Here is a 23,270-nt window from a genome sequence, read left to right as displayed (position 1 = left end):
ATAAACCACCATCTATGACAGCAGATATTGTTTTATACAACGGTAAAATACACACCCTGCACCCCACGCAGGAAGCAGTAACTGCCGTAGCCATTAAAGACGGTAAGTTTATAGCCGTAGGTAGCGACAGCACCGTAATGCCACTGGCAGGTGAAAGCACCAAACTGGTTGATCTGAAGAAGAAAACCGTAGTACCCGGCATTAACGATTCTCATATCCACCTCATCAGAGGTGGCCTTAACTACAATCTGGAACTGCGCTGGGATGGCGTGCCTTCACTGGCCGATGCTATGCGTATGCTGAAAGACCAGGTAGATTGTACACCCAGCCCGCAGTGGGTGCGCGTAGTAGGTGGCTGGTCTGAGTTTCAGTTTGCCGAAAGAAGAATGCCTACCCTGGAAGAGATCAATGCCGTTGCCCCCGAAACACCGGTGTTTATATTACACCTGTACGACCGTGCTTTGATGAACCGTGCTGCACTGAGAGCGGTGGGCTACACCAGAGATACCCCTGCCCCTCCCGGTGGTGTTATTCAGAAAGATGCCAATGGCGAACCTACCGGTTTGTTGATTGCCAGCCCAAACGCCATGATACTGTATGCCACACTGGCAAAGGGCCCTAAGCTATCGTACGATCATCAGCTGAACTCCACCCGCCACTTTATGACCGAACTGAACCGCTTTGGCATTACCAGTGTAATTGATGCAGGTGGCGGCTTTCAGAACTATCCGGATGATTACCAGATTATCAACGAACTGCACGATAAAGAACAACTTACCGTACGCATAGCCTACAACCTGTTTACACAACATCCCAAACAGGAGTATGAAGACTTTGATAACTGGACCAAATCGGTAAAAGTATATCAGGGCGATGATATGTACCGCCACAACGGCGCCGGTGAAATGCTGGTGTTTTCTGCCGCAGATTTTGAAGACTTTCTGCAACCCCGCCCAGACCTTCCTGAAAACATGGAAGCCGATCTGGAGCGTGTGGTACGCCTGCTGGTAGAGCACCGCTGGCCCTTCCGCCTGCATGCTACGTACAACGAAAGCATCACCCGCTTCCTGGATGTGTTTGAAAGGGTAAACCGCGATATTCCGTTCAACGGGCTGCCCTGGATATTTGACCACGCAGAAACCATTGATGAGCGCAATATAGACCGCGTAAAAGCACTGGGTGGTGGCATAGCCATTCAAAGCCGCATGGCTTACCAGGGCGAATATTTTACGGATAGGTATGGTGCCGCAGCAGCGCTGCAAACCCCACCCGTAAAACGTATGCTGGAAAATGGTGTACCTGTGGGCGGTGGCTCAGATGCTACCCGCGTAAGCAGCTACAACCCCTGGGTAAGTATGTACTGGCTTACTGCCGGTAAAACCGTAGGTGGCCTGCAGTTATACAATGAAGCTACCCGCTTAAGCCGCGAAACCGCGCTGGAACTGTATACCCGTGGCAGTGCGTGGTTTTCTAACGAGCAGCATAAGAAAGGTGATATTAAAACCGGTATGCTGGCAGACCTTGCTGTGCTGGATCGTGACTACTTTACCGTAAACGATGAAGAGGTTAAGCAGATAGAAGCGCTGCTGACTATTGTGGCTGGTAAAATTGTATATGCCAAAGAAGATTTTTCCAACCACTCACCAGCATCTATACCTGTATTGCCAGACTGGTCGCCCGTTAACAGATTTGGCGGTTATTATGCTGATCGCAGCAACCGTGCTGCCATACACGCCAATGCAGGCAGCGAAGCCCATGTTACCGCACATATCCATTGCTGTTCCGGCAGTTGCGATGTACATGGGCACAATCACGCCGCTGCACGCCATAGCAACGTACCGGTAAACAACTATACCAGTTTCTGGGGCGCATTAGGCTGTTCGTGCTTTGCTTTTTAACTGATAGTAATTACACACATGATGAATATTATTCAGCAACTTTTGTATTCAGATATGGGCAGCAGCTTTAACAACGCTGCCCTGCTGATCTTCCGTATCTTATTGTCGATAGAATTGTTTCGTGTGCACGGACTAAAAAAGTTCAGGCTGGAAAACGGGGAAAAAGAACATGTACCCAATCCCCTGCATTTACCCGAAAAGCTGAATGGCATGATGGCTACCCTGTCAGACACGGTAGCGCCTTTTCTGGTAATAGCAGGCATCGGCACACGGTTGGTAGTGCTGCCTGTTATAGGCGTTACGGCCGTTGGCTACTTTGTAGTACACCGCAAAGATTCGCCCGAAGTAAGAGATGTGCCGTATATGTACACACTTTGCTACCTGTTGTTACTGGCGCTGGGTGCAGGTACTTATTCAATAGATCATTACCTGCTACAGGTTTTCTTTCACTAATAACAAACGTATATGGAGCAACCTAAAAGTATATGGTTTACCACACTCATGCTTACCGTTGTAGCAGGCTACTGCGATACAGTAACTTTTATATCGGCCAAAGCCATTTTCTCTGCACACGTTACCGGTAACTTTATTGTATTTGCTTACGAGCTTATTAAAGGCAGCGATGTAAATGCCTACATTAAACTACTCACCTTTCCGGTATTTATTCTGGCAGTTATGTTTGGCGGCTGGCTGGCACGTAATGTAACACACCGCTACAAGCTGCTACTGCTGGAAGGCATATTGTTGCTGGTAAGCGGACTGGCCGCCGGATGGTTTGCACGTAATGATATGCTTACTGCTTCCTGGCCTGTATATACCATTGCATTGGTAGTGGTATTTGCTATAGGATTACAGAACGCCTATGGCAAACTGTTTCCCAAAGAAACCTACGGCCCTACTACTATGATGACGGGAAACGTAACCCAGCTATCGCTGGATCTGGGTGGCTTGTTTCATAAAGACCGCCGGGAAGAAGCTTTGGCCAGTTTGAAAAAGCAACTGGTTACCGTATGCGGTTTTCTGGGGGGCTGTATTGCGGGTGCATTTCTGGCGCATCAGTACCGTTTACCCGCTTTAATGCTGCCAGGCGTAGCTATTATGATCTGCTATTTTTACAGCGTAAAGAAAGCATAAACCATCACTAAAAAGATAATGCAGGCCCTGAACTGATTGATAATCAGCTCAGGGCTTTTGCTTTCCCACCTGTTTGCCTTCCCCAACGCTCTTTTCTTTCCGGCACTCCAAAAACAGGCTCTGTCGAAACAATCCCCCTCTTCATCGAACAGCCAGCTATAGTCAGCGAAGTGATTTTTTAATCGCAGTAATGTTTGCAAAATTTGAATCAGCAAGCAAGGGTAACTAACAAAAACCTGAAAAACATGAAAACAACTGCTCATCTTCTCATCGCTTTACTACTGTCTGTACCAGGCATAGCGCAATTGACCATAGAGGGAAAAGTGGTAGACGAAAACGCACAACCTGTGGCATTTGCAGCGGTTCGTATTCTAAAAAATACAGCGGTGGTATCTGAAAAAATATCAGCGGAAGATGGCAGCTTTAAAGTTAGCATAGATAGCACCGGTTATTACGGTATACAAATCAGCCATGCTTCTTACCAGGCCTATCAGGTATACAAACAGGTTACCAGTTCGCTTACCATAGAGCCGGTACATCTGAAGAAAAGCGAAAAGCAGCTGGAAGGCGTTACCGTTTCTACCAGAAAGCCCATGATTATACGCAAAACAGACCGTATTAGCATGGATGTAGCCAACAACGCATTATCTGCCGGCAAATCTTCGCTGGAATTGTTTCAGCTGGCGCCCGGCGTGTTTGTAAACAATGGCAAAATATCTATTAACGGCAACCCCGGTACAAGGGTAATGGTAGATGGAAAGCGGCTGCAGATAAGTGGCGATGACCTTACCAATTACCTGAGCAGCCTGCGGGCAGAAAACATACAGTCTATTGAAATTATTGCGCACCCACCGGCAGAATTTGATGCAGAAGGCAGTGGCGGGTATATTAACATAGTACTGAAAAAACAAAAAAGTGCCGGCCTGAATGGCAGCGCCAATGCAGGCTATACACAAGGTCGCTATGCAGGCACCAGCGAAGGGTTGCAGCTGAACTTTAAAGACAGGGATTTATCGCTCTTTGCCAGCTACTCACATGAGCAAACCAAAGATTTTGATGATACCTGGTTTTCCAGACCGGTGGGCGATAACGTTCACTACCAGTCAACCGCCAAAAGAGTTAATAGCTATACCTCAAACCGGGTGCATGTAGGTGGCGCATACGATATCAGCCGCAAACAATACATAGCGCTGGATTATACAGGTTCTTTCCGGGATGGCGGTTTCTCTTACAATTCCAATATCGCCGTAACACAGCCGCAAACTGCTACTAACCGGTACGTACAGGGCAGCTATCCGGTTTCCAATACACGCAGGTATCACAATGTGGGTGTAAACTATCACCTCAATACAGATACAGCGGGTTCGGGCCTTACCATACTGTCTGATTATACGCAGAACGAAACAAAAACTTTTAGTTCTGCACAAAGTAACTTTTACGATGATAAAAACCAGTTTCTGAAAGATACCCTGTTCCGCAATGCCACGCCCAGTACGGCTAAAGTGTTTACTGCAGATGGCAAATATATTAAGGTACTCAACGCCACCTCTGCACTAACCCTGGGCGCCAAGCTTACACATACCAACATATACAATAGTGGTACGTTTGAAAGCTTCAGCAACAGTAAATGGGATAACAGAAACGAACTGAATTATATATACGATTATCAGGAACGGATTGTGGCGGGTTACGCAAGCTACAGTGCCAGAATTCTGAAAACCACAGTGCAACTGGGCCTGAGAGCAGAACACACCCATACGCATGGAGACCTGGTATCGGAAGGTAAACTGAACGAAAGAAAATATTTCAACCTGTTTCCTACGGTGTTTATGAAACGCGGAGTAGGTAAAGGGCAGTCACTCAGCTTCTATTATGGCAAAAGAGTTTCCCGCCCATCCTACAGCGATCTAAACCCTTATCAGAGCTATGCAGATAACTATACTATAGGCATGGGTAACCCTTATCTCAACCCTTCATTTATACATTCTTTTGAAATGGGGTATACGTTTAAAAACAAATACACCTTATCGGCAAGTTACGACCGGCAGAAAGATTTGATTGCACAATACGCCCTGCAATCAGATACCGATCCGCTGATAACCATATACACCCGCCGCAACTTTGGTAAGCGCTCCAATGCAGGCATCAGTTTATATACGCCTTTTGCCCTTACCAAATGGTGGACCTGGAATAACAACATTATCGTGCGCAGAGAAAGCGTATCCATGCAGGATGTGGAAATTGCCAAAACCATTTTTACCATGCAGGCAGTTCAGGTGTTTTCGTTGCCTAAAGGTTTCAGTTTTACGGTAAATGCCACTTATTACTCCAACCTGATTATGGGCAACTTCCTGTTCGATCCGTTCCTGATAGTAGATGCAGGCATACAAAAGAAGCTGATGAAAAACAAGCTGATACTCAAATCTACTGTCAGCGATATAGGCTACGGTTACCAGCTCAATGGCAATGTATACTTCAGCAATACCAAAGTGGGCAGAATGGAGCAGAAAAGACAGTCACGCACGTTTAACCTCAGCGCCATTTACAATTTCGATCTGGGCAAGTCGTTCAAAGCCCGCAAAATAGAAAGCAGCAGTCTGGACGAACAGAACAGACTGAAATAAAATACTTGTTGCAACAAATGGGAAATGCCGAAAACCAGTTAAAAGAGTAGGCTAACACTTTTTAAACTTAACAAAAATGTCAACACAAGCAAACAATCAGAAGACTATCCAGGATCTGGAAAGCGCAAAAACCAGACTGACTAACCTTATCAGCGTATTAAAAGAAAATCCTTCTCTGTTATCTGAAGAAGAATTAAAGCAATTAAGCGGCGGTTATTCAGAAGTATCTGGTGAAGAACTGGCTCCTGTACTGGATATCAACCTGATCGCCTGCTAGAATGTAAAAAACATTCTGCGGATATAAAGGAAAGGATTTATCAGCATTGATAAATCCTTCCTTTCCCAAAACACTGTTTATACATGACCACGCTGCCACTACTAACACCTGTAATATTATTGATGGCCGTTGCTAACCAATTTTTAAAATCATTTGTATATGAAGTTCAGAAGAGCCCAGTCCCTTTTTTTCGGCTTCCATAACGGAGACATTTACGTGCAGAACTTTCTGCAGAATAAAACCATTGTGGTTTCGTTTGAAGAACTGAACCTGATTAAAGGTATGGATACCTGGGTGGATGAGGCTTATCTGTTAAATCATTTTACAGAACTACCCAATGCAGACGCAGTATATGAAAGACTGTCGCGCCTGGTACTGTGCGGCATTATTATGGCCGAACATACTAAGGAAGAAGAAGAAGATGCTGATTATAAAAACAAGTGGGAATGGGGCCCTAAAACGGCAGCCTTCCATTTTGCGTTGAAGAATACACAGTTCTTTCCTGTTCATTCAGATCAGATGAAACAGTTTTATCAGCAGATTGAACAGAAGTATCAGGAACAACGCGGCCCTGCATTATACACACTCAACCGCAACCATTACGATACGGTATATGAATACGCACCGCCTTCTACAGCAGAAGGTTTGTTTAAAACCATCGGCCGGCGCAGAACCATCCGCCGCTTTAAAGCAGAACAGGCGGTGTTACAGGAAGAACTGGTGAATTGCCTGTATGCCGGTTTAGGCATATTAAAGTTCAGAGATTCTCCTCCTGTGGGCCAGATGCCCATTAAAACCACCCCTTCCGGTGGGGCACGCAACCCTTTTGAAGCGTATGTGCTGTGCAGCAATGTACGCAACCTGCCAGCCGGTGTTTATCACTATTCCGCTTTGGAACATTCACTGGGCCTGGTAAACAGCGAAATACCACATACCGCCGCTTCTATACTGAGCGATCAGTTGTGGATTAACGATGCAGCCGTGGTTGTATTTCTGGTAGCCAATTTTGAGCGCACCATGTGGAAGTATTCGCACCCGGTAGGTTACAAAGCCATTATGCTGGAAGCCGGGCATATAGCGCAGAACATGCTGCTGGCCGCTAATGAATATGGCTTCTACGGCTCCCCTACCGCAGCGGTTATTCACCCGCGGTTTGAAGAGCTGATTAAAGAGAAAAAAATAACCCAATCCTGTGTATACGCCATTGCGCTGGGATATGCGCATGAAGATGCACCCGAATTGAAGGCTTAGCTAATACACTGAATCTGATGATATGAAAAATCTTGTACTGGGTGTTACCGGCGCTGTTTCTGCTTCTTCTATGCCTGCATTTATTATGCACCTGCGTAGAGAGCTTAACTGCAATGTAACCGTTATGGTATCTAAAAATGCTACCCGCTTTGTTACCCCTTACGCGTTGAGAATTTATTCGGGCAACGAGGTATTTACCGATACATATGAGGCCATACCCGGTACACTGGTGCCGCATGTAAAGTTATCGCAGCAAACAGATCTGATAGCCATTATGCCCGCCTCGGGCAACATTATAGCCAAGGCAGCCAACGGCATCAGTGATGATCTGATATCTACCGCCATCCTGGCTTCTTCTTCACCCGTGTTGTTTGTGCCTTCTATGAACGAGCATATGTGGTTTAAACCCAGCGTTCAGGCAAACATAGGCCGGCTTAAGGAATACGGCTACCATGTACTGGAGCCGGAACGCGGTATAAAAGTAGAAGGCGCGCAGGAGGTATATGGTGCTATGGCCTCGCTGAAAAGTGTACTGTATCTGTTAAAACAATTTCTGCCCGCTTAAGCGGCAGCATTTTACAACCGGTAAACGCAGCAACTATGAAACTAAGTCAGTTTAATAACTCGGTGCACTATAACGATGGCGTACTGTTGTACAACGCACTCAGCAACCGCTTTCTGAAAGTAGAACCGCTGCTGAGCGAGCTGATAGACTCCGCCAAAGCCAACGGTAATATTGAAGAGCTGGAAGGCTACCACCCCGGCTTTTACCAGGCGCTTGTTAAAAACGGGTTTATAGTGGAAAATACACTGGATGAGATTGCTTATGTAAAAAAACTGCGCGAAAAGGTAGACCTGGAAGATGATACGCAGTACCAGCTGGTAATTAACCCTACCATGAACTGCAATTTCAAATGCTGGTATTGTTATGAGGCACATGAAAAGGGTTCTAAAATGGGCGCACCGGTTATGGACAATGTAAAAAAACATATTGCCGCTGTGGTAAACAGCATGCCCAACCTGAAAGACTTTCATATCTCCTGGTTTGGTGGCGAGCCCCTGCTGTATTACGAGCAGGTAATTGTACCGGTAATGCACTATGTAAAAGAGCTGTTTGAAGGCCGTACTGCCCGCTTCAGCACCGGCTTTACCACCAATGGCTTTCTCATCAACGAATCTATGTTTGAGGAGTTTCAAACCTACAATATTGTCAATTTTCAGATTACGCTGGATGGCACGCGTAACACGCACGATGCCGTAAGGTTTGTAAATGCCAAACGCGGTTCGTACGATGATATTCTGCACAATATCCTTTCGCTCTGCCGCAACCGGCTCAGCGTTTCTATACGCATTAACTACACCAGCTCTAACCTCAACAATCTGGAAGAGATTGTAAACGACCTGCTGCCACTGGAAGATGAGTTTCGCCAGTACCTGAAAATATCTTTTCATAAAGTATGGCAGGAAAAAGATTATACGCTGATTGAAAGAGTGCGCGAGCTGCATCGCTTTTTCAGAGGCAAAGGTTTCAGAACTACGTTTGGCGATGTGGATTTGCCGGATACCGTGCGCAACTCCTGCTACGCCGATAAAAAAAACCACGCCACTATTAACTATAATGGTGAAGTGTTTAAATGCACCGCCCGCAACTTCTCATCCGATGCCAAAGAAGGTACACTGCACGAAGATGGTACCATTACCTGGAACCAGAAGTTTTACGACAGGCTGGATAGTAAGTTTAAAAACAAGCCCTGCCTCTCCTGCTCTATACTACCCATATGCAATGGTGGCTGCTCGCAGGAAGCTATTGAACATAAGGATGACTATTGCATGTACGATTTTGATGAGCAGCGTAAAAAGGGCGTGGTACTAAACCGTTATCTGAATATGACCAACATACGTGCAACCGCACCGCAGGAAGCCTAAAAACAACACCATGCAAAAACCCAACGCCATAGGAAGCACCTCCGCCAAAGAAGGCCCGTTTCAGGTGTATATGAATTATATACTGGATAACGTGTTTACCCCGGCACAGAAAGCGGAGTACAACCATATATCAGACACCTACGATGCTTTTTTTAAAGCAGCAAAAGAGAAGAAAAGATCCGATCTGGAAACGCTGTACAATGAGTGTTGCAGCCTGGCCGATAAAATGGATGCCGGTATAGCCACCTGGGTTATAGCCATCTGCGCACCACGGTTATCGTACTACCAGTACAGCCGGAAGGATTTTACCGGCGCGCTTGATTTTACGCTGGAGATTATAGCGGCCAATCAGCTGTTGCAACAGCAGGGCTATCAATACCTGTTTTTTTCAGAGATACAGCAGCTGCACAACCTCAGCAGAATCTATTTTACCCAAAACAGAATGGAAGAAGCTGTGCAGGTAAGTGTAAGGTGTATACGCGATATGGCAGCGCATGCGGGCAAATGGGGCAGCTTTCTGCCTTTGAAAGGCATGCGGGAAGAAGAAGTAATTGCCGAATCGCAATACGGCATGACCATACAGGTACTAACAGAAACGTTTATACGGCTGCTGAAAATGCATGATAAAGATGCAGGTGCCCTGCAATACTGGTTTAAAGCGTTTACGGTTCCCGTATCGCGCATACGCTATCCTGAAACCGCTTTTGATATACGTTATCAGCAAATGGATGCAGTAATACATCTGCTGCTGGAAATGATGGAAAACTATGGCAGCATATCAGACAGCTATCTGCAGTGGGCAAAAGAAGAAAGCCTGGTAAAAGAGCTGAAGGAAGTATTGCTGGCCTACCTGCGGCATTGTGTAACCGCGCAGGAAAGTATTTATAACATAAACCAATAACAAATGAAGAAGCTGACAAATTTGTTTTCGCCGAAGAAAATACCGGAGCTGGAGGAATGCTCTTCTTTTCAAATGCATAAAGAAGAAGCCGACACGTTATATGGTGGCTTTAAAGAATACAAACCACCTATTTACGAGCAGGACGCTACAGCGGAAGCCTCGTTTAAAACCACTGACCTTTTAACAGATATTCATCAACACAAATAACTACTGCTATGGCTCAGAAAAAAAAGAATAAAAAAAAACCTGCTCAGGATAAAAAAGACAGCATGGTGGATGTAGACAAGCTGAAATCGTTTGGTATTATTAAAGACGGGGATAAAGACGATATAGAAGAAATTGATGGCAGCAATGTTACCGGCGGTAAAGACGACACCACGGTAGATACCCACTGGCCCACCACCGCTGGTGCATAAAACAAACCGCACAGAGGTAGTTACAACACGATGTTAAACTCCACACCGATGGGACTATTCAGCAGAAAATATAAATTTTATAAACAGCTGGACTACATGGATTGTGGGCCCACCTGTTTGCGGATGATTTCCGCCTACTATGGCGAGGAATATTCGCTTGATTACCTCCGGGCCAATTCATACATCACTAAAAACGGGGTAAGCCTGCTGGGGCTGAGTGAGGCAGCAGAAAAAATAGGGTTCAAAACGCTGTCTGCCAAGCTAACCTATGAACAACTCACCCAACAGATTCCCCTGCCCTGCGTATTGCACTGGAACCAGGAGCATTATGTAGTAATGTACGCCGTAGAAAAGAAAAATCTTTTCCGGCCCGTAGAGCGCATTATTATAGCCGATCCCGGCCATACCATGGTAAGGGTGGAAAAAGACGTGTTTGAAAAATGCTGGCTCAGTTCTGCCGACCGCAAAGGCATTGCGTTGCTGATGGAGCCTACACCCGACTTTTACCGCAACAAGGAAGAAGCCCCTAAAGTACAAACCGGCTTTGGCTTTTTACTGGGTTACCTGAAGCCCTACCGGCGCTACTTTATACAGCTGATGCTGGGCATGCTGCTGGGTAGCCTTATCAGTATGTGTTTTCCGTTTCTTACCCAAAGCCTGGTAGACTTTGGGGTAAGCCGCAGAAAAATGAGTTTTATTTATCTCATTCTGCTTTCACAGCTGCTGCTGTTTCTGGGCAGCATTGCGGTAGATCTGATACGAAACTGGATATTGCTACACATAAGTACACGCATCAGCATCAGTATCATTTCCAACTTCCTTATTAAGCTGATGAAGCTGCCTATTAACTTTTTTGAGTCAAAAAACGTGGGCGATATTACCCAGCGTATTAACGATCATAAAAGAATTGAAGCCTTCCTTACCGGTTCTACCCTCAACACGCTGTTTTCTATTATTAATCTTTTTGTATTTTCTTTTGTACTATCGTTATACAACACCAAACTACTGCTGGTATTTGTAATAGGTAGCTGCCTTTCCATTGCCTGGATTTCTATTTTCCTTAAAAAGCGCAAAGACATTGATTATAACCGCTTCCAGCGCTCGCGCGAAAACCAGAACAGCCTGTTTGAAATTATTACCGGCATGCAGGAGATAAAGCTGTACAACAGCCAGAAAGCCCGCCGGTGGGAATGGGAACGTATACAGGCCAAACTGTTTAAAGTAAACATTAAAAGCCTGGCGCTGGAACAATACCAGGCCATAGGCTCTACCTTTTTTACCCAGCTTAAAAATATTGTTATCAGCTACCTGGCAGCAAGGCTGGTAATAGAGCAGCAGATAACGCTGGGTGTAATGCTCAGCATCTCTTATATAGTAGGGCAAATGAACAGCCCGCTGGATCAGATTATTCTGTTTATTAAAAGTGTACAGGATGCCAAAATAAGCCTGGACAGGCTGAACGAAATTCACAGCAAGCCCGAAGAAGAATCCGGCGAAGACCTGATTGGGTATGATGAAAACAAATGGCCGCGCCAGCCGGAAAACGGTGCAGACTCGCTATACCTGAGCCATGAGTTGTTTACCAAAAGTATCCGCAAAAACATTGGCGAGGGCATCATCATCTCCAACCTGTCGTTCCGGTATGGCTCGCCTAAAAGTCAGCTGGTGCTTAAAAACATCAGCATGCACATTCCCAAAGGAAAAGTAACTGCTATTGTAGGCGCCAGTGGCAGTGGCAAAACCACCCTGTTAAAACTGCTGCTGAAATTCTATCCCCCTTCCGAAGGGCAGATACTGGTGGATGAGGTAAACCTGCAGGATATATCCTCACAACTGTGGCGTAACAATGTGGGTACGGTTATGCAGGATGGCTTTGTATTTTCCGATTCTATTGCGCGTAACATAGCCGTAGATGGCGAAAGAATACAGGAAGAAAAACTGTACAACGCCGTACGCATAGCCAATATGCACGAATTTATTTCCCGCCTGCCGCTGGGCTTTACCACGCGCATAGGCAACTCCGGCTCCGGCCTCAGCGGCGGGCAAAAGCAGCGTTTGTTTATAGCACGTGCGGTATATAAAGATCCGCGATACCTGTTTTTTGATGAAGCTACCAGCGCGCTGGATGCCAACAACGAAAAGGTAATTATGGAAAACCTGAATGAGTTTTATAAAGGCAGAACCGTAATTGTAATTGCGCACCGTTTAAGTACCGTTAAAAACGCCGATCAGATTATTGTAATGAAAGACGGGGAAATAGTAGAAGAAGGCCACCATTCAGAACTTACCAGAGCCAGAGGCTACTACTTTGAACTGGTGAAAAATCAACTGGAATTAGATGTCGCATAAAATATATACTTATGCCTGAAATAAATGAGTCATTAGAAATCAGAAGCACCGAAATGGAGGAAGTGGTAGGCACCATTCCCCCATGGGTTATCCGCTGGGGTATTACCGTACTGTTTGTGGTAAGCGTGGTAGGGCTGGTTATAGCCAACGTTATCCGCTACCCGGATACGTTGCATGGCACCGTATTAATGCAGGGTGAAAACCAGCCCGGTAAGGTTACCATACGGCGTACCGATGAAAACGCCGGCTTTCAGTTTAACTTTCTGGTAAAGAACGGCGATGAAGTATCGCGTGGCGATACACTGCTTACCCGCCACGATCCTAAAACCGGAAAAGATTATTACACCATTACGCCTATGAAGGGCAGGATATACATTACCAAGGGCATTGATGAAAAAAATACACTGGATCAGGTAATCTGGGTGGTACCCCGCTCGTCCACTGCCGAAGTAAAAGTGCGGTACTCCAGCAAGGGCGCGGGAAATGTAAAAACCGGGCAGGCGGTTAAAATAGAACTGAACGATTTTCCGGTAACAGAATACGGGTTTCTGGAAGGTACCATTTCTTCTATACTGCCCATGCAGGTAGATGGAGAACATCAGGCCTATGTTCAGCTGGATAATCCTAAAATAGTAACCTCTGAAAACAAAGAGATTCCCGTACTGCCGGTAATGGAAGGAAACGCGGAAATTATGCTGAGCGACCGGAGTATTTTCCAACGCCTGTTTGGCAGCCTGCTAAATTAATTGCGGCCAAAACCCTTACGGCGCGTAATTTTCATTACATTAGTTTACCAATATAAAAATCAATCTGCTGAACAACACCACGCTAACGTTCTAATCATCTGCAATCCAGCAATATGCAGGAAAAAACCTTTAAAAACTACGGCAGGCTTGTCGTACGAACACCGCTCTATTCTTATAAGAGCCTGTTAAATAATCAGGGGCACGCAGCTGACCTTGACCAGGTGGTTATGTCTCTGCTGAAAGACCCTGTATTTCTGGAAGGCATTTACTGGTGCTCACCAGGTTTATACCATACGGTAAAAACCTGGCTTCAAACGGGTTTTACTGCTGAAAAAGAAAACAAGCTGATGCATACTTTACGCAAGTATGCTATACGTGCAGGCACACGCCCCACCCCGTATGGCATTTTTGCAGGCTGCCATCTGGCGGGTATAGATGCACCTGCCGCACCCGCCACGCAGGTACGTAAAGTACGTATTGATATGGGGCTGCTGCAACAGTTGATTTACAAGCTGGAACAACACCCCGTACTATGGCAGCACCTGCGGTACCGGGTAAACCCTACCTGCTACCTGATGGCAGGCGAATACCGGTATACCGAAACGGTTACAGAAGAAGGCAGCACGGTACACCAGCTCAGCTCTATACAAGCAACAGACCTGCTGAGCCGGTTGGTAACACTGCTTACCCAACAGCCGCTGCTTACCCTGTCAGATATGTACGGGCTGCTGCAGGAGGATATTGATTACAAAGAATTTTGTGAATATATACGCGAACTGGCTGAGGCACAACTGCTGGTAAGCGAACTGCAGCCCGCTTTAACACGCAACAATGAACTGGGTTACCCGCTGTATGTACTGGAAAGCCTTGCTGCAAAGCAGGTAGCAGGTGCAGATAGCTATTTAGCTGTTTTTCAGCTGATTCAGGCGCTGTTAAACCAGTTTGCAGCATTACCACCCGGCACGCTGCCCGAAGCGGATTTAAAGCAGCTGGAAGCGCTGCTGCACAGCATGGAAATAGTACCGGTACAGGGGCATCTGTTTCATGCCGATTTGTATTTTGCACCACCTGCCGCCACCGCCTGGCAACAGGCACATTTGAAAGATCTGGAGAAGGCGCTGGAGTTCATGAGCAGGCTGGCTTATACCACTTCGCCCGCAGAAACTATACTGGACCGCTTTAAGAAAAGATTTGCCGAGCGCTACGAAACGCAGGAAGTACCCCTTACAGAACTACTGGACCCGGAATGCGGCATTGGCTTTCCGGCCGCAGAGCAAATAGGCAACACCACCCACAACCCGGTAGCAGAAAAGATGAACCTGCTACCCCGAAAAAATACCCTGCCTAAAATAAGCACAGGCGGCAGCTGGTTGCAGGAGAAGCTGGAGTGTACAGATGCTGCTGATTTATACAAAGGTATTCAGCTGGATGCACATACCGCAGGCCTGCCGGAACCTAAAGCAGACAAACTGGCCACACAGTTTTCTGTAATGGGTATGCGGCTGCCACAGGATAAAATATTTCTGCAAAATGCCGGAGGTGCGCATTCCAACATACTGCTGGGCCGTTTCTCGTATATTAATGAAGAGATGAGCCAGTTCTGCCACCAGCTAGCCGCACCGGCCCATGAGGAAAGCAACGATATTATATACGCAGAAATTATTCATGTGCCGGAAGGCAGGCTGGGCAATATTGCCAGGCGCGGGCAGCTGTCTGCCTACGAAATTCCGCTGCTTGCCCCGGGTGCAATTGCTAATGAAAAGCAGCTGCCTGTAACAGACCTGATGGTATCTATTCAGCGGGATGAAATTGTATTACGCTCGCGCAGGTATAACAAAAGAGTTATCCCCCGCCTGTCTAACGCGCATAACTATGTTAACAGCACGGTTACCGCTTATAAATTTCTGGCATCGCTGCAACATCAGGGCCGCACCGGGCTAGAACTAAACTGGGGTACAGCCGCGCTGCAAAAGCGCTTTTTACCGCGTATCACCTTTAAGCAATATATACTGCACCGTGCCACCTGGTTTTTGCGGGAGGCAGATATTAAAACCATCCTGCTGGCGCCCCAACCGCTGATTGCGCTACGGCAGTTTATGCAGCAATGGCAGGTTGCCCGGCAGGTATGCCTGTGCGAAGGCGATAACGAATTATTTATAGATACCGGTAATGAAACCTATCTGCAACTGCTGCTGAAAGAAATGCGCGACAGCAGTACCGTAAAACTTACCGAATGGCTGTATACCACCACACCCCAAACAGATAATGCAGCAAGTGCACCCTTTGTAGAGCAATTTATTCTGCCACTCACCCACCGGCAACCTGCCACCATTGCCCCCTGCACCGGTAAAGCACCTGCTGCACTGCAGCGCGTGTTTGAGCCCGGTAGCGAATGGCTGTACTACAAAATATACTGCTCTGCCAAAGTAGCGGATGAAATACTGGCCAATACCCTGCACCCGGCTATGAACGCCCTGCTGGATGAAGCGGTAACAGATCAGTTTTTCTTTATCCGTTATACCGATCCGCATTACCATATCCGGCTGCGGCTGCACCTGCACAAAACGGGCGCAGCCAGCCATTATGCCGCTGCGGTACAACACCTGTACCACGCCTTACAGCCCTATGTTCAAAACGGCCTGGTATGGAAAATACAGCAGGACACCTATCAGCGCGAAATAGAAAGGTACGGGGAAAGCCAGATGCTGTTTACAGAAGAACTGTTTTTCCGCGATTCGCAACTGATATTAAACTGTTTGCAAAACCCGGCTTTTACAGAAGATGCAGAACTGCGCTTTCTGGCAGGCATTAACAACCTGCACAGCTGGTTAAACCTGTATCAGCTATCGCCCGAAGCGCGGGTAACATTCTGCCAGGAAATGGCAGATGCTTTTGCAAAAGAGTTTGGCGCCGATGTAAAAAAGCAATTGAACCTGCAATACCAGCAATGGAAAAAATCCATTGCCGGCAGTTGGGGCAGCAGCGGCTTTGAAGCATTGTTCGCCCGCAGAAACCAACAACTACTAACCCCTTCTCTGCCCTACAGCAATATATCCAGCTACATACACATGAGCATCAACCGCTGGTTTGCAACCGATCAGCGCCTGATGGAGTATATGGTGTATTATATGTGCGGCAGGTATTACAATCAACAGGTACATCAGAAACATGGAGCGTAATAACGAGTTTTCATTGTATTCCAGCCTTTCCATGAGGCATTTTTTACATATCCTGTACTGGACAGGTATGTTGTATTTTATCATGTTCATCACCTCCTATTCCTTACATGGTAACATTTTCAATACAGATAACACCCTTTTTGCCTGCGCCGTATTGTTTAACACCATTCTTATACATTATTTTATATGCAATGTGGTATTCAGGCATGTACGCCAGCGGCAGTGGCTGGTGCTGGTGGCAGACATCCTGCTTATTTACCTGGCATCGCTGTACATTAAAACCGGCGCCCTGTATATGATACGGCAGCTGTACCCCGCCAACGAGGTGGTGGCCAGGCTATACACACAGTTTTCTACAGGCAGCCTGCAAAAGCCCTTTACGGGCGACAGGCTGGTATGGGTATCCTCCTTTATAGTATGGTTTAACGCGCTGGGGGTAATTATAAAAATTGTAAAAGATTTTCACGAAAGCTCGCTGGAAAAGCTGGCCATAGCGCAGGAAAGAAACAATATGGAAATTAATTTTCTGCGGGCGCAGATACAGCCGCATTTTCTGTTTAACTCCCTCAACAGCATTTACGGCCTTGTGATTGATAATGAAGAAGCCAGCCGCGTAGTGATACAACTGTCTAACCTGCTGCGTTTTTCGTTGTACGATAGTGCCAAAGAGCATATTACCCTGCGGGAAGAAATTGATTTTTTAAGCAGTTACCTGCTGCTGGAAAAAATGCGGTATAAAGAAAGCCGGGTAAAAATTGAATACAACTTTGAGCAGATAGATAACAAAGAAAAAATTATCAAACCTCTTATTTTAATTAACTTTATTGAGAACGCCTTTAAACACGGCATTAACGCCAGCATTAACAATGCCTGGATAAAGTTATCCGTAACAGAAAAAGAAGGCCTGCTAACGTTTCATGCTGCCAACAACAAACCTCCCGCACCAGGAAATAAAAAACAGGGCGATGGGGCCGGTGGCCTTGGTTTAAAAAATGTGAGAAGACGATTGGAACTGGAATATCATACACGCTACAGCCTGGATATTAAAGACACAGATGATACTTACGAAGTAGCGCTGGTACTTAAGCTTTAACCTATACCTTTTTTAACTCATGAAAGTGCTGATTGTTGATGATGAACCCATAGCCCAGCAAATACTGGAAAAGCTATCCGCCAAAATACCCTACCTGCAAATAGCCGGTATATGCGATAATGCGATAAGCGCGCTGGAGTTTATCCGTGAAGTACAACCCGATTTAATTTTTCTGGATATACAAATGCCGGAAATGACAGGTGTGGAAATGTTACGCATTCTGCGCCAGAAAGATATTATGGTCATTTTCACCACTGCGTTTCATGAATACGCACTGGAAAGTTATGAGCTGGATGTGGTAGACTATCTGCTGAAACCCATTTCGTTTGAGCGCTTTTTAAAAGCCGTAACCAAAGCCAATGAACTGTTTACCCTGAAAGCAGCCAAACAACCACCAGTGGCCCAGCCCGGTATGGAAACCAAAAACTATGTATGGGCCAAAGAAGGACGCAAACGCGTGCAGATATGTATAGAAGATATTATTCTGGTGCAGGCGCTGAAAGACTATATGGAGCTGCAACTAAGCACCGGTAAGGTAATACTGAACGTTACCATGAACAAGATAGAAGAGCTGCTGCCCGCCCCGTTTTTTTTGCGCGTAAACCGCTCCTGCATTGTGCGCAAAAACGCCATTAAATCTATACAGGATATGCACATAGAAACAATACTTCCTGCCATAAAAAGAATTCCTATCGGCCCCACCTACTGGGAAGAAGTTAAAAAACACATAGTGGAGCTGTTTTAGCACGCCTCCATCGAAGAACAGCAATACTTTGTCGAAACTTTTATGCACTGCTGGTAAAAAGCGCAATCTTGAACAAGAATCACAACACTAAAAACTAATTCTATGACTACGAAGAAACTGCAGATCAAAAAACGTATTGTTAGTAAATGTAAAGCAGACGACCTGTTTGCAGAGAACAAAAACGCCAGGCAACAGTCGCCACGCTCACTTATTACCGTTACGCTTCCGACCACCAGTTTTTCTATGATGCTTCCTGTGGAATAAATCCATCCACCTACACTGCTTATTTATACACAAACACTAATTCTCAGGCGCCGCTGAACAGAATTAGTGTTTTTTTATTTCTTAAACGCAAAGTACACTGCCCCCATAATAAAGGCAAAGCTGATAAGGTATTTCCAGTGAAAAGGCTCGCGCAGGTACAGCACCGCAAAAATGCAGAAGATAACAAGGGAGATAATTTCCTGTACAATCTTCAGCTGAAACCCCGTCCAACCGGTGGTGTAGCCCATGCGGTTGGCAGGTACGGTTAAACAATATTCAAACAAGGCGATGCCCCAGCTTATCAGAATGGCTTTCCATAAAGCAATGCCCTTGTCTTTCAAATGCCAGTACCACGCAAACGTCATAAACACGTTAGAGCATATCAGCATTATTATTGTCTGCATATCGGGGTAAATTATTTAGTGAAGGTTAATCCTTATATTTTCTTTTATACTGTTTTTCATTCATAGCCTGCTCTTCCAGCAAAGCTTCGGGTGTGGGTTTGTTGGTTACCTGTACTGCTATCTGAAACAAGGCCAGCAGTAATATTACGGAAAACACGCATTCACCCCAGGTAAACCAGTACCCCCACCAGGCGTATACCTGCGCATTACGGGGCCTAGCTGTTTCATATATTACCTGTACCCGCTGCCCTTCGTGTAAATGGCGGAATACATAACCGGCGGGTACTTTAATAGTATCTGCTTTGGTAAGGGTAAACACAGCCATAGGCTGTACTGTACCCGTACTGTCTGCTATAAAATGTACGGTAGCAGGGTGAAACTCGCCATCAAAGTAATCTGGCTGGCGTGAAAACATCACATACAAACCAAAACACACAAAATATAAAACAGCAACCAGCTTATACATTAATTACTACTAAGGCTTGTAAAGTCAACCGGTACCAGCTTGCTTACACCTGGCTCCTGCATGGTAACCCCATAAATAACATCCACCGCACTCATGGTCATTTTATTGTGGGTAACAATAATAAACTGCGAGTTCTCGCTGAACTTCTGAATCATCTGGGTAAACTTGCCCACGTTGGCATCATCCAGCGGTGCATCCACCTCATCCAGAATACAGAACGGTGCAGGCTTAATCAGGTAAATAGCAAACAGCAGCGCCGTTGCGGTTAAGGTTTTTTCTCCACCACTCAGCTGGGTAATAGAAGAAGGGCGTTTGCCTTTGGGTTTAGCCACAATATCAATACCCGTTTCTGCCAGGTTTTCCGGGTTTTCCAGTACCATATCGGCCGTATCTTCTTCTGTAAACAGGGCCTTAAATACTTTCTGGAAGTTTTCGCGCACCTGGTTAAACGTATCCAGAAACTGCTGGTTGGCCGTAGCTTCCACTTCCTGTATGGTTTGCAGCAGGCTGTCTTTAGCCGTTACCAGATCATTCTTTTGTTCCAGAATAAACTCGTAACGCTTTTTCATTTCCTGGAAGGCTTCAATAGCCGTAGGGTTTACCTCGCCTATGTTTTCCATCCGCTTCTTCATACGGTCTGAAGAAGCCTGTAAGTCTTCCAGCGAAGTATTGGTCATACGTGGCTGATCCAGTATTTCATCCAGATCAATTTTAAACTCCACGTTCAGCCTTTCCTTCATACCGGCCAGCTGTAAACGCAGTTCGTTCAGCTTGTCTTTAATTTCCTGCAGCAGGTGATCGATAATCTCCTTGCTTTTGGTTTTCATACGCAACGCACTTTCTTTTTCCTGAAGCTCGTTACGCAGGTTATAGTAAGCCTGATCAGATTCGTTTAGTTTCTTTTCCTCCTCCTCTTTCTTCCGCATCATTTCCAGCAACAGGTCTTCTGCCTCTTTCAGGGCATCTGCACTTTCCTTAATATGCGTGCTGGCATCGGCCAGTTGGGAAGTATTGCTCTGAATCTGCTGATGCAGATCGTTCAGCTGATTTTCTTTAAACAGCAACTCCTGCTTTAACGCACCAATCTTACTCTGCTGGCGGGTAAGCGATAGGTTGCTTTCGTTAAACTGGGCCGAAGCAAAATTGTATTCCTGCTCCGCCTGGTGGTAATCCTGTTCTACCACCCGCATGCTTTCGCCGGTCTGCTGCAGTTCGTTATTCAGCGTTTGCAGCACCTCACGGGTTTCTGCAATGGCATCCTGCTCGTCCTGCATGCGCACATCGTTATCTTCCAGGCGTTGCTGCGCGTTCTGCTGGGCTGCCTGTAAGTTTTCTATTTTGTTTTTGGCGGCAAACAACTGGTTGGTCAGCTGGTTAATTTCTGACTCTGTTTGTTTTATCGCCTGCTCTTTCAGTTGTTCCTTATACGCAATTACCTCGTTATGGCGCGCCTGAATATCGGCCTTCAGCTGGTTCACCACCGCATCCTGTGCCACAATCTCTTCGTAGAGTTTTTCCAGGTTCTTGGCGCGGCCAATCTTTTTACCTTCAAACAGGCCTACGCTACCACCGGTAAGGGTATAAATACCTTTTACATACTTACCTGTTTTTTCCAGCACCACAGCGCCGTTGCTGTTTTGTAACGCATCATCACTTTCAGCAATATATACGTTACCCAGCAGGTATTCAGCCAGTTTGCGGTACTGTGCATCTACCTCAATAACATCCATGGCTTTCATGGTGTGGGCAGGCTGTTGCGTTTGCACGTTTACATCGGCAAACTGTTCCAGCATAAAAAAGTTGGCTTTGCCCTTTTTATGGGCATCCAGCAGGTGTACCGCCTGTAAACCTTCCTGTAAGTTGTTTACTACATAGTAGTTCAGGTAAGGCTCCAGCACGTTTTCCACTGCGGCACGAAACTCTTCTTTTACATATATAATGTCTGATAAAATAGGCGAGGTATGGTTCCACTCCTTATTATTATGCAGAAATTTTACACTCTCCGGGTAACCTTCCATAGAGTCAATCAAACTCTTCAGCAGGTCGTGTTCGTTACGCTTTTTATCCAGCGTACGGTTGTCTTCCGCCAGTTTGGCGCGTAAGGTTTCCAGCTGTGCCTGGGTGGCAACAATCTGTTCTTTGGTTTTTTCGTGCTGCTCCTGTAGTTGCTGCAGGTCAATACGTCTGGCATCCAGCGTTTCCTCCTTGTCTTTCAGCTCTGTTTCCATCTGCTGAATCTGCATCAGGCGGTTCTGCTGCTCATCCTGTATCTGCGCGTGCGAACGTTGCAGGTTCTGGATAGAAGTATCTGCTACCGCCACCTTCTTTTCCGCATCAAACTGCTTGCGCTGTATCTGCTGGTACTGGCTGCGTAAAGCATCTACCCCGCTGCGTTTTTCATCAAACAGGCGGCGCTTTTCTTCAATCTCCAGTTTAGAACTCTCTACCCGGTCCTGAATATCGGCCAGGCGGCTTTCTTCCTCTCCTACCTGTATCTGTGTATACTGTATGGAATCGTCAATCGTTTTCAGCTGCCCCTCTGCCTTCTGCAAAAAGTCTTTCAGGCTGCCTTCCTTTTCGTGCAGGTATTGCAGTTTCTGCGAGGCCAGGTTCTTTTCGTTTTCCTTGGTGCGCAGTTTCTGCAGCAACTCGTTAAACTCGTACTGCTGGCTTTGCAGGGCGCGCTCTTTTTCAATAAAGCCTACCTTTTCCTGCTCAATAGCCGCTTCTTCAGTGGCTATTTCTGCATCCAGGCGTACTTTTTTATCGGTTTCCGTATCCTGCTGCTCGTTCAGCTCGCGGTAGGTTACATTAAAACCTTCCAGCGCTGCTTTCGCCAGCTCTATGGCTACTTCCTTGTAATCTTTCTTAATCTCGTAATACTTCTCGGCCTTTTTTGCCTGGTTTTCCAGGGTTTTCAGCTGGTTGTTAATCTCAAATAACAGGTCCTCAATACGGTTTAAGTCCTGCTCCGTAGCATCCAGTTTCGATTTGGCTTCCTTCTTACGCGTCTTATATATAGTAATACCCGCCGCCTGCTCCAACATACGGCGGCGGCTGTTTTCCTTGTCTTTAATAATATCATCCACCATGCCCAGCTCAATAATGGCATAACTGTCGGTACTAACTCCGGTATCCATAAACAGGTTATGAATATCCTTCATCCGGCAGGCCACATCGTTCAGGCGGTATTCACTCTCCCCGTTTTTATAAAAACGGCGGGTAATGGTAACGGTACTGAATTCGGTAGGTAACAGGTTTTTGGTGTTTTCGAAAGTGAGACTCACCTCTGCCAGGCCACTGGGGCTACGCGTACGGCTGCCGTTAAACACCAGTGCCTCCAGGTTTTCGCTACGCAGGGCAGAAATTTTCTGCTCGCCAATTACCCAGCGGATAGAGTCAATAATATTGCTTTTACCGCAGCCGTTAGGCCCGATAATGCCCGTAATGCCCTCGTCAAAGTTCACCACGGTTTTGTCAGCAAAACTCTTGAAACCCTTAATTTCTAGTTGTTTTAATCTCACTTCTCAGGCTATTTAGCAAACGCGAACTTAAATCATTTTCCTGTCATTCAGGCAGTTTTATGCCTGTAGCCCC

General features: G+C 46.1%; 20 protein-coding genes. 17 read left to right on the top strand and 3 right to left on the bottom strand.

Features of this window, described 5'->3' with window-relative positions; translation table 11 throughout:
* Positions 1–14: 14 nt before the first annotated feature.
* The 17 genes from IEY13_RS02720 (at position 15) to IEY13_RS02640 (ending at position 18,803) form a co-directional block, all read left to right on the top strand.
* Positions 15–1,898 carry an amidohydrolase gene (locus IEY13_RS02720; RefSeq protein ID WP_188950423.1) on the top strand — a complete coding sequence of 628 codons (1,884 nt, stop codon included), beginning with the start codon at positions 15–17 and terminating at the stop codon, positions 1,896–1,898.
* A gap of 18 nt (positions 1,899–1,916) precedes the next feature.
* Complete coding sequence (locus tag IEY13_RS02715) at positions 1,917–2,351, top strand: DoxX family protein (protein WP_188950422.1); 435 nt, start codon at positions 1,917–1,919, stop codon at positions 2,349–2,351.
* Between the two features lie 12 nt (positions 2,352–2,363).
* The gene (locus IEY13_RS02710; RefSeq protein ID WP_188950421.1) at positions 2,364–3,032 is read left to right on the top strand and encodes a YoaK family protein; all 669 of its coding nucleotides are present in this window, start codon (positions 2,364–2,366) and stop codon (positions 3,030–3,032) included.
* Between the two features lie 245 nt (positions 3,033–3,277).
* Positions 3,278–5,656: an outer membrane beta-barrel protein gene (locus IEY13_RS02705; protein ID WP_188950420.1), complete on the top strand. Its 2,379-nt coding sequence runs from the start codon at positions 3,278–3,280 to the stop codon at positions 5,654–5,656.
* Positions 5,657–5,732: 76 nt separating this feature from the next.
* A complete protein-coding gene (locus IEY13_RS02700; RefSeq protein WP_188950419.1) occupies positions 5,733–5,933 on the top strand; it encodes a hypothetical protein in 201 nt (66 codons plus the stop codon).
* 159 nt (positions 5,934–6,092) lie between these two features.
* Positions 6,093–7,184, top strand: a complete 1,092-nt coding sequence (locus IEY13_RS02695) for a SagB/ThcOx family dehydrogenase (RefSeq protein WP_188950418.1) — start codon at positions 6,093–6,095, stop codon at positions 7,182–7,184.
* A gap of 22 nt (positions 7,185–7,206) precedes the next feature.
* Positions 7,207–7,749, top strand: a complete 543-nt coding sequence (locus IEY13_RS02690) for a flavoprotein (RefSeq protein ID WP_188950417.1) — start codon at positions 7,207–7,209, stop codon at positions 7,747–7,749.
* A gap of 35 nt (positions 7,750–7,784) precedes the next feature.
* Positions 7,785–9,110, top strand: coding sequence for a radical SAM/SPASM domain-containing protein (locus IEY13_RS02685; RefSeq protein WP_188950416.1), 1,326 nt, complete (start codon positions 7,785–7,787; stop codon positions 9,108–9,110).
* A 10-nt stretch (positions 9,111–9,120) separates the two neighbouring features.
* Complete coding sequence (locus IEY13_RS02680; protein WP_188950415.1) at positions 9,121–10,011, top strand: hypothetical protein; 891 nt, start codon at positions 9,121–9,123, stop codon at positions 10,009–10,011.
* Between the two features lie 3 nt (positions 10,012–10,014).
* Positions 10,015–10,218, top strand: a complete 204-nt coding sequence (locus IEY13_RS02675; RefSeq protein ID WP_188950414.1) for a hypothetical protein — start codon at positions 10,015–10,017, stop codon at positions 10,216–10,218.
* A gap of 8 nt (positions 10,219–10,226) precedes the next feature.
* Positions 10,227–10,427, top strand: a complete 201-nt coding sequence (locus tag IEY13_RS02670) for a hypothetical protein (protein WP_188950413.1) — start codon at positions 10,227–10,229, stop codon at positions 10,425–10,427.
* Positions 10,428–10,457: 30 nt separating this feature from the next.
* Positions 10,458–12,776: a peptidase domain-containing ABC transporter gene (locus IEY13_RS02665; RefSeq protein WP_308421148.1), complete on the top strand. Its 2,319-nt coding sequence runs from the start codon at positions 10,458–10,460 to the stop codon at positions 12,774–12,776.
* 11 nt (positions 12,777–12,787) lie between these two features.
* Positions 12,788–13,522 carry an HlyD family secretion protein gene (locus tag IEY13_RS02660; protein WP_188950411.1) on the top strand — a complete coding sequence of 245 codons (735 nt, stop codon included), beginning with the start codon at positions 12,788–12,790 and terminating at the stop codon, positions 13,520–13,522.
* A 113-nt stretch (positions 13,523–13,635) separates the two neighbouring features.
* Positions 13,636–16,701: a lantibiotic dehydratase gene (locus tag IEY13_RS02655; protein WP_188950410.1), complete on the top strand. Its 3,066-nt coding sequence runs from the start codon at positions 13,636–13,638 to the stop codon at positions 16,699–16,701.
* A complete protein-coding gene (locus tag IEY13_RS02650) occupies positions 16,691–17,794 on the top strand; it encodes a sensor histidine kinase (protein WP_188950408.1) in 1,104 nt (367 codons plus the stop codon). The genes IEY13_RS02655 and IEY13_RS02650 overlap by 11 nt, the downstream gene beginning before the upstream one ends.
* Before the next feature lie 19 nt (positions 17,795–17,813).
* The gene (locus IEY13_RS02645; RefSeq protein WP_188950406.1) at positions 17,814–18,539 is read left to right on the top strand and encodes a LytR/AlgR family response regulator transcription factor; all 726 of its coding nucleotides are present in this window, start codon (positions 17,814–17,816) and stop codon (positions 18,537–18,539) included.
* A 102-nt stretch (positions 18,540–18,641) separates the two neighbouring features.
* Positions 18,642–18,803: a hypothetical protein gene (locus IEY13_RS02640; RefSeq protein ID WP_188950404.1), complete on the top strand. Its 162-nt coding sequence runs from the start codon at positions 18,642–18,644 to the stop codon at positions 18,801–18,803.
* 74 nt (positions 18,804–18,877) lie between these two features.
* Here IEY13_RS02640 and IEY13_RS02635 read toward each other — a convergent pair whose 3' ends face one another.
* From IEY13_RS02635 to smc, 3 genes are read right to left on the bottom strand one after another with little or no spacing between them, the layout of a single operon-like run.
* Positions 18,878–19,207, bottom strand: coding sequence for a DMT family protein (locus IEY13_RS02635; RefSeq protein ID WP_146838345.1), 330 nt, complete (start codon positions 19,205–19,207; stop codon positions 18,878–18,880).
* 25 nt (positions 19,208–19,232) lie between these two features.
* On the bottom strand, positions 19,233–19,673 hold the full coding sequence (locus tag IEY13_RS02630) for a hypothetical protein (RefSeq protein ID WP_188950402.1): 441 nt from the start codon (positions 19,671–19,673) through the stop codon (positions 19,233–19,235).
* Positions 19,673–23,197 (bottom strand): chromosome segregation protein SMC, encoded by a 3,525-nt coding sequence (smc, locus tag IEY13_RS02625; RefSeq protein ID WP_188950400.1) that lies wholly within the window; start codon positions 23,195–23,197, stop codon positions 19,673–19,675. The genes IEY13_RS02630 and smc overlap by 1 nt, the downstream gene beginning before the upstream one ends.
* Positions 23,198–23,270: the final 73 nt, after the last annotated feature.

This window comes from Filimonas zeae (assembly GCF_014641615.1).
Classification (GTDB): Bacteria; Bacteroidota; Bacteroidia; order Chitinophagales; family Chitinophagaceae; genus Filimonas; species Filimonas zeae.
The sequence above is the reverse complement of the archived record's forward strand: the minus strand, read 5'-3'. Positions and strand labels throughout refer to the sequence as shown.

Excerpts from the sequence above, each read along its gene's own strand:
- IEY13_RS02655 (WP_188950410.1), top strand. The coding sequence starts at position 13,636 with ATGCAGGAAAAAACCTTTAAAAACTACGGCAGGCTTGTCGTACGAACA.
- IEY13_RS02685 (WP_188950416.1), top strand. The coding sequence starts at position 7,785 with ATGAAACTAAGTCAGTTTAATAACTCGGTGCACTATAACGATGGCGTA.
- IEY13_RS02635 (WP_146838345.1), bottom strand. The coding sequence starts at position 19,207 with ATGCAGACAATAATAATGCTGATATGCTCTAACGTGTTTATGACGTTT.
- IEY13_RS02695 (WP_188950418.1), top strand. The coding sequence starts at position 6,093 with ATGAAGTTCAGAAGAGCCCAGTCCCTTTTTTTCGGCTTCCATAACGGA.
- IEY13_RS02720 (WP_188950423.1), top strand. The coding sequence starts at position 15 with ATGACAGCAGATATTGTTTTATACAACGGTAAAATACACACCCTGCAC.
- IEY13_RS02630 (WP_188950402.1), bottom strand. The coding sequence starts at position 19,673 with ATGTATAAGCTGGTTGCTGTTTTATATTTTGTGTGTTTTGGTTTGTAT.
- IEY13_RS02645 (WP_188950406.1), top strand. The coding sequence starts at position 17,814 with ATGAAAGTGCTGATTGTTGATGATGAACCCATAGCCCAGCAAATACTG.
- IEY13_RS02665 (WP_308421148.1), top strand. The coding sequence starts at position 10,458 with ATGTTAAACTCCACACCGATGGGACTATTCAGCAGAAAATATAAATTT.
- IEY13_RS02705 (WP_188950420.1), top strand. The coding sequence starts at position 3,278 with ATGAAAACAACTGCTCATCTTCTCATCGCTTTACTACTGTCTGTACCA.
- IEY13_RS02710 (WP_188950421.1), top strand. The coding sequence starts at position 2,364 with ATGGAGCAACCTAAAAGTATATGGTTTACCACACTCATGCTTACCGTT.
- IEY13_RS02675 (WP_188950414.1), top strand. The coding sequence starts at position 10,015 with ATGAAGAAGCTGACAAATTTGTTTTCGCCGAAGAAAATACCGGAGCTG.
- IEY13_RS02690 (WP_188950417.1), top strand. The coding sequence starts at position 7,207 with ATGAAAAATCTTGTACTGGGTGTTACCGGCGCTGTTTCTGCTTCTTCT.
- IEY13_RS02660 (WP_188950411.1), top strand. The coding sequence starts at position 12,788 with ATGCCTGAAATAAATGAGTCATTAGAAATCAGAAGCACCGAAATGGAG.
- IEY13_RS02650 (WP_188950408.1), top strand. The coding sequence starts at position 16,691 with ATGGAGCGTAATAACGAGTTTTCATTGTATTCCAGCCTTTCCATGAGG.
- IEY13_RS02680 (WP_188950415.1), top strand. The coding sequence starts at position 9,121 with ATGCAAAAACCCAACGCCATAGGAAGCACCTCCGCCAAAGAAGGCCCG.
- IEY13_RS02640 (WP_188950404.1), top strand. The coding sequence starts at position 18,642 with ATGACTACGAAGAAACTGCAGATCAAAAAACGTATTGTTAGTAAATGT.
- IEY13_RS02715 (WP_188950422.1), top strand. The coding sequence starts at position 1,917 with ATGATGAATATTATTCAGCAACTTTTGTATTCAGATATGGGCAGCAGC.
- IEY13_RS02670 (WP_188950413.1), top strand. The coding sequence starts at position 10,227 with ATGGCTCAGAAAAAAAAGAATAAAAAAAAACCTGCTCAGGATAAAAAA.
- IEY13_RS02700 (WP_188950419.1), top strand. The coding sequence starts at position 5,733 with ATGTCAACACAAGCAAACAATCAGAAGACTATCCAGGATCTGGAAAGC.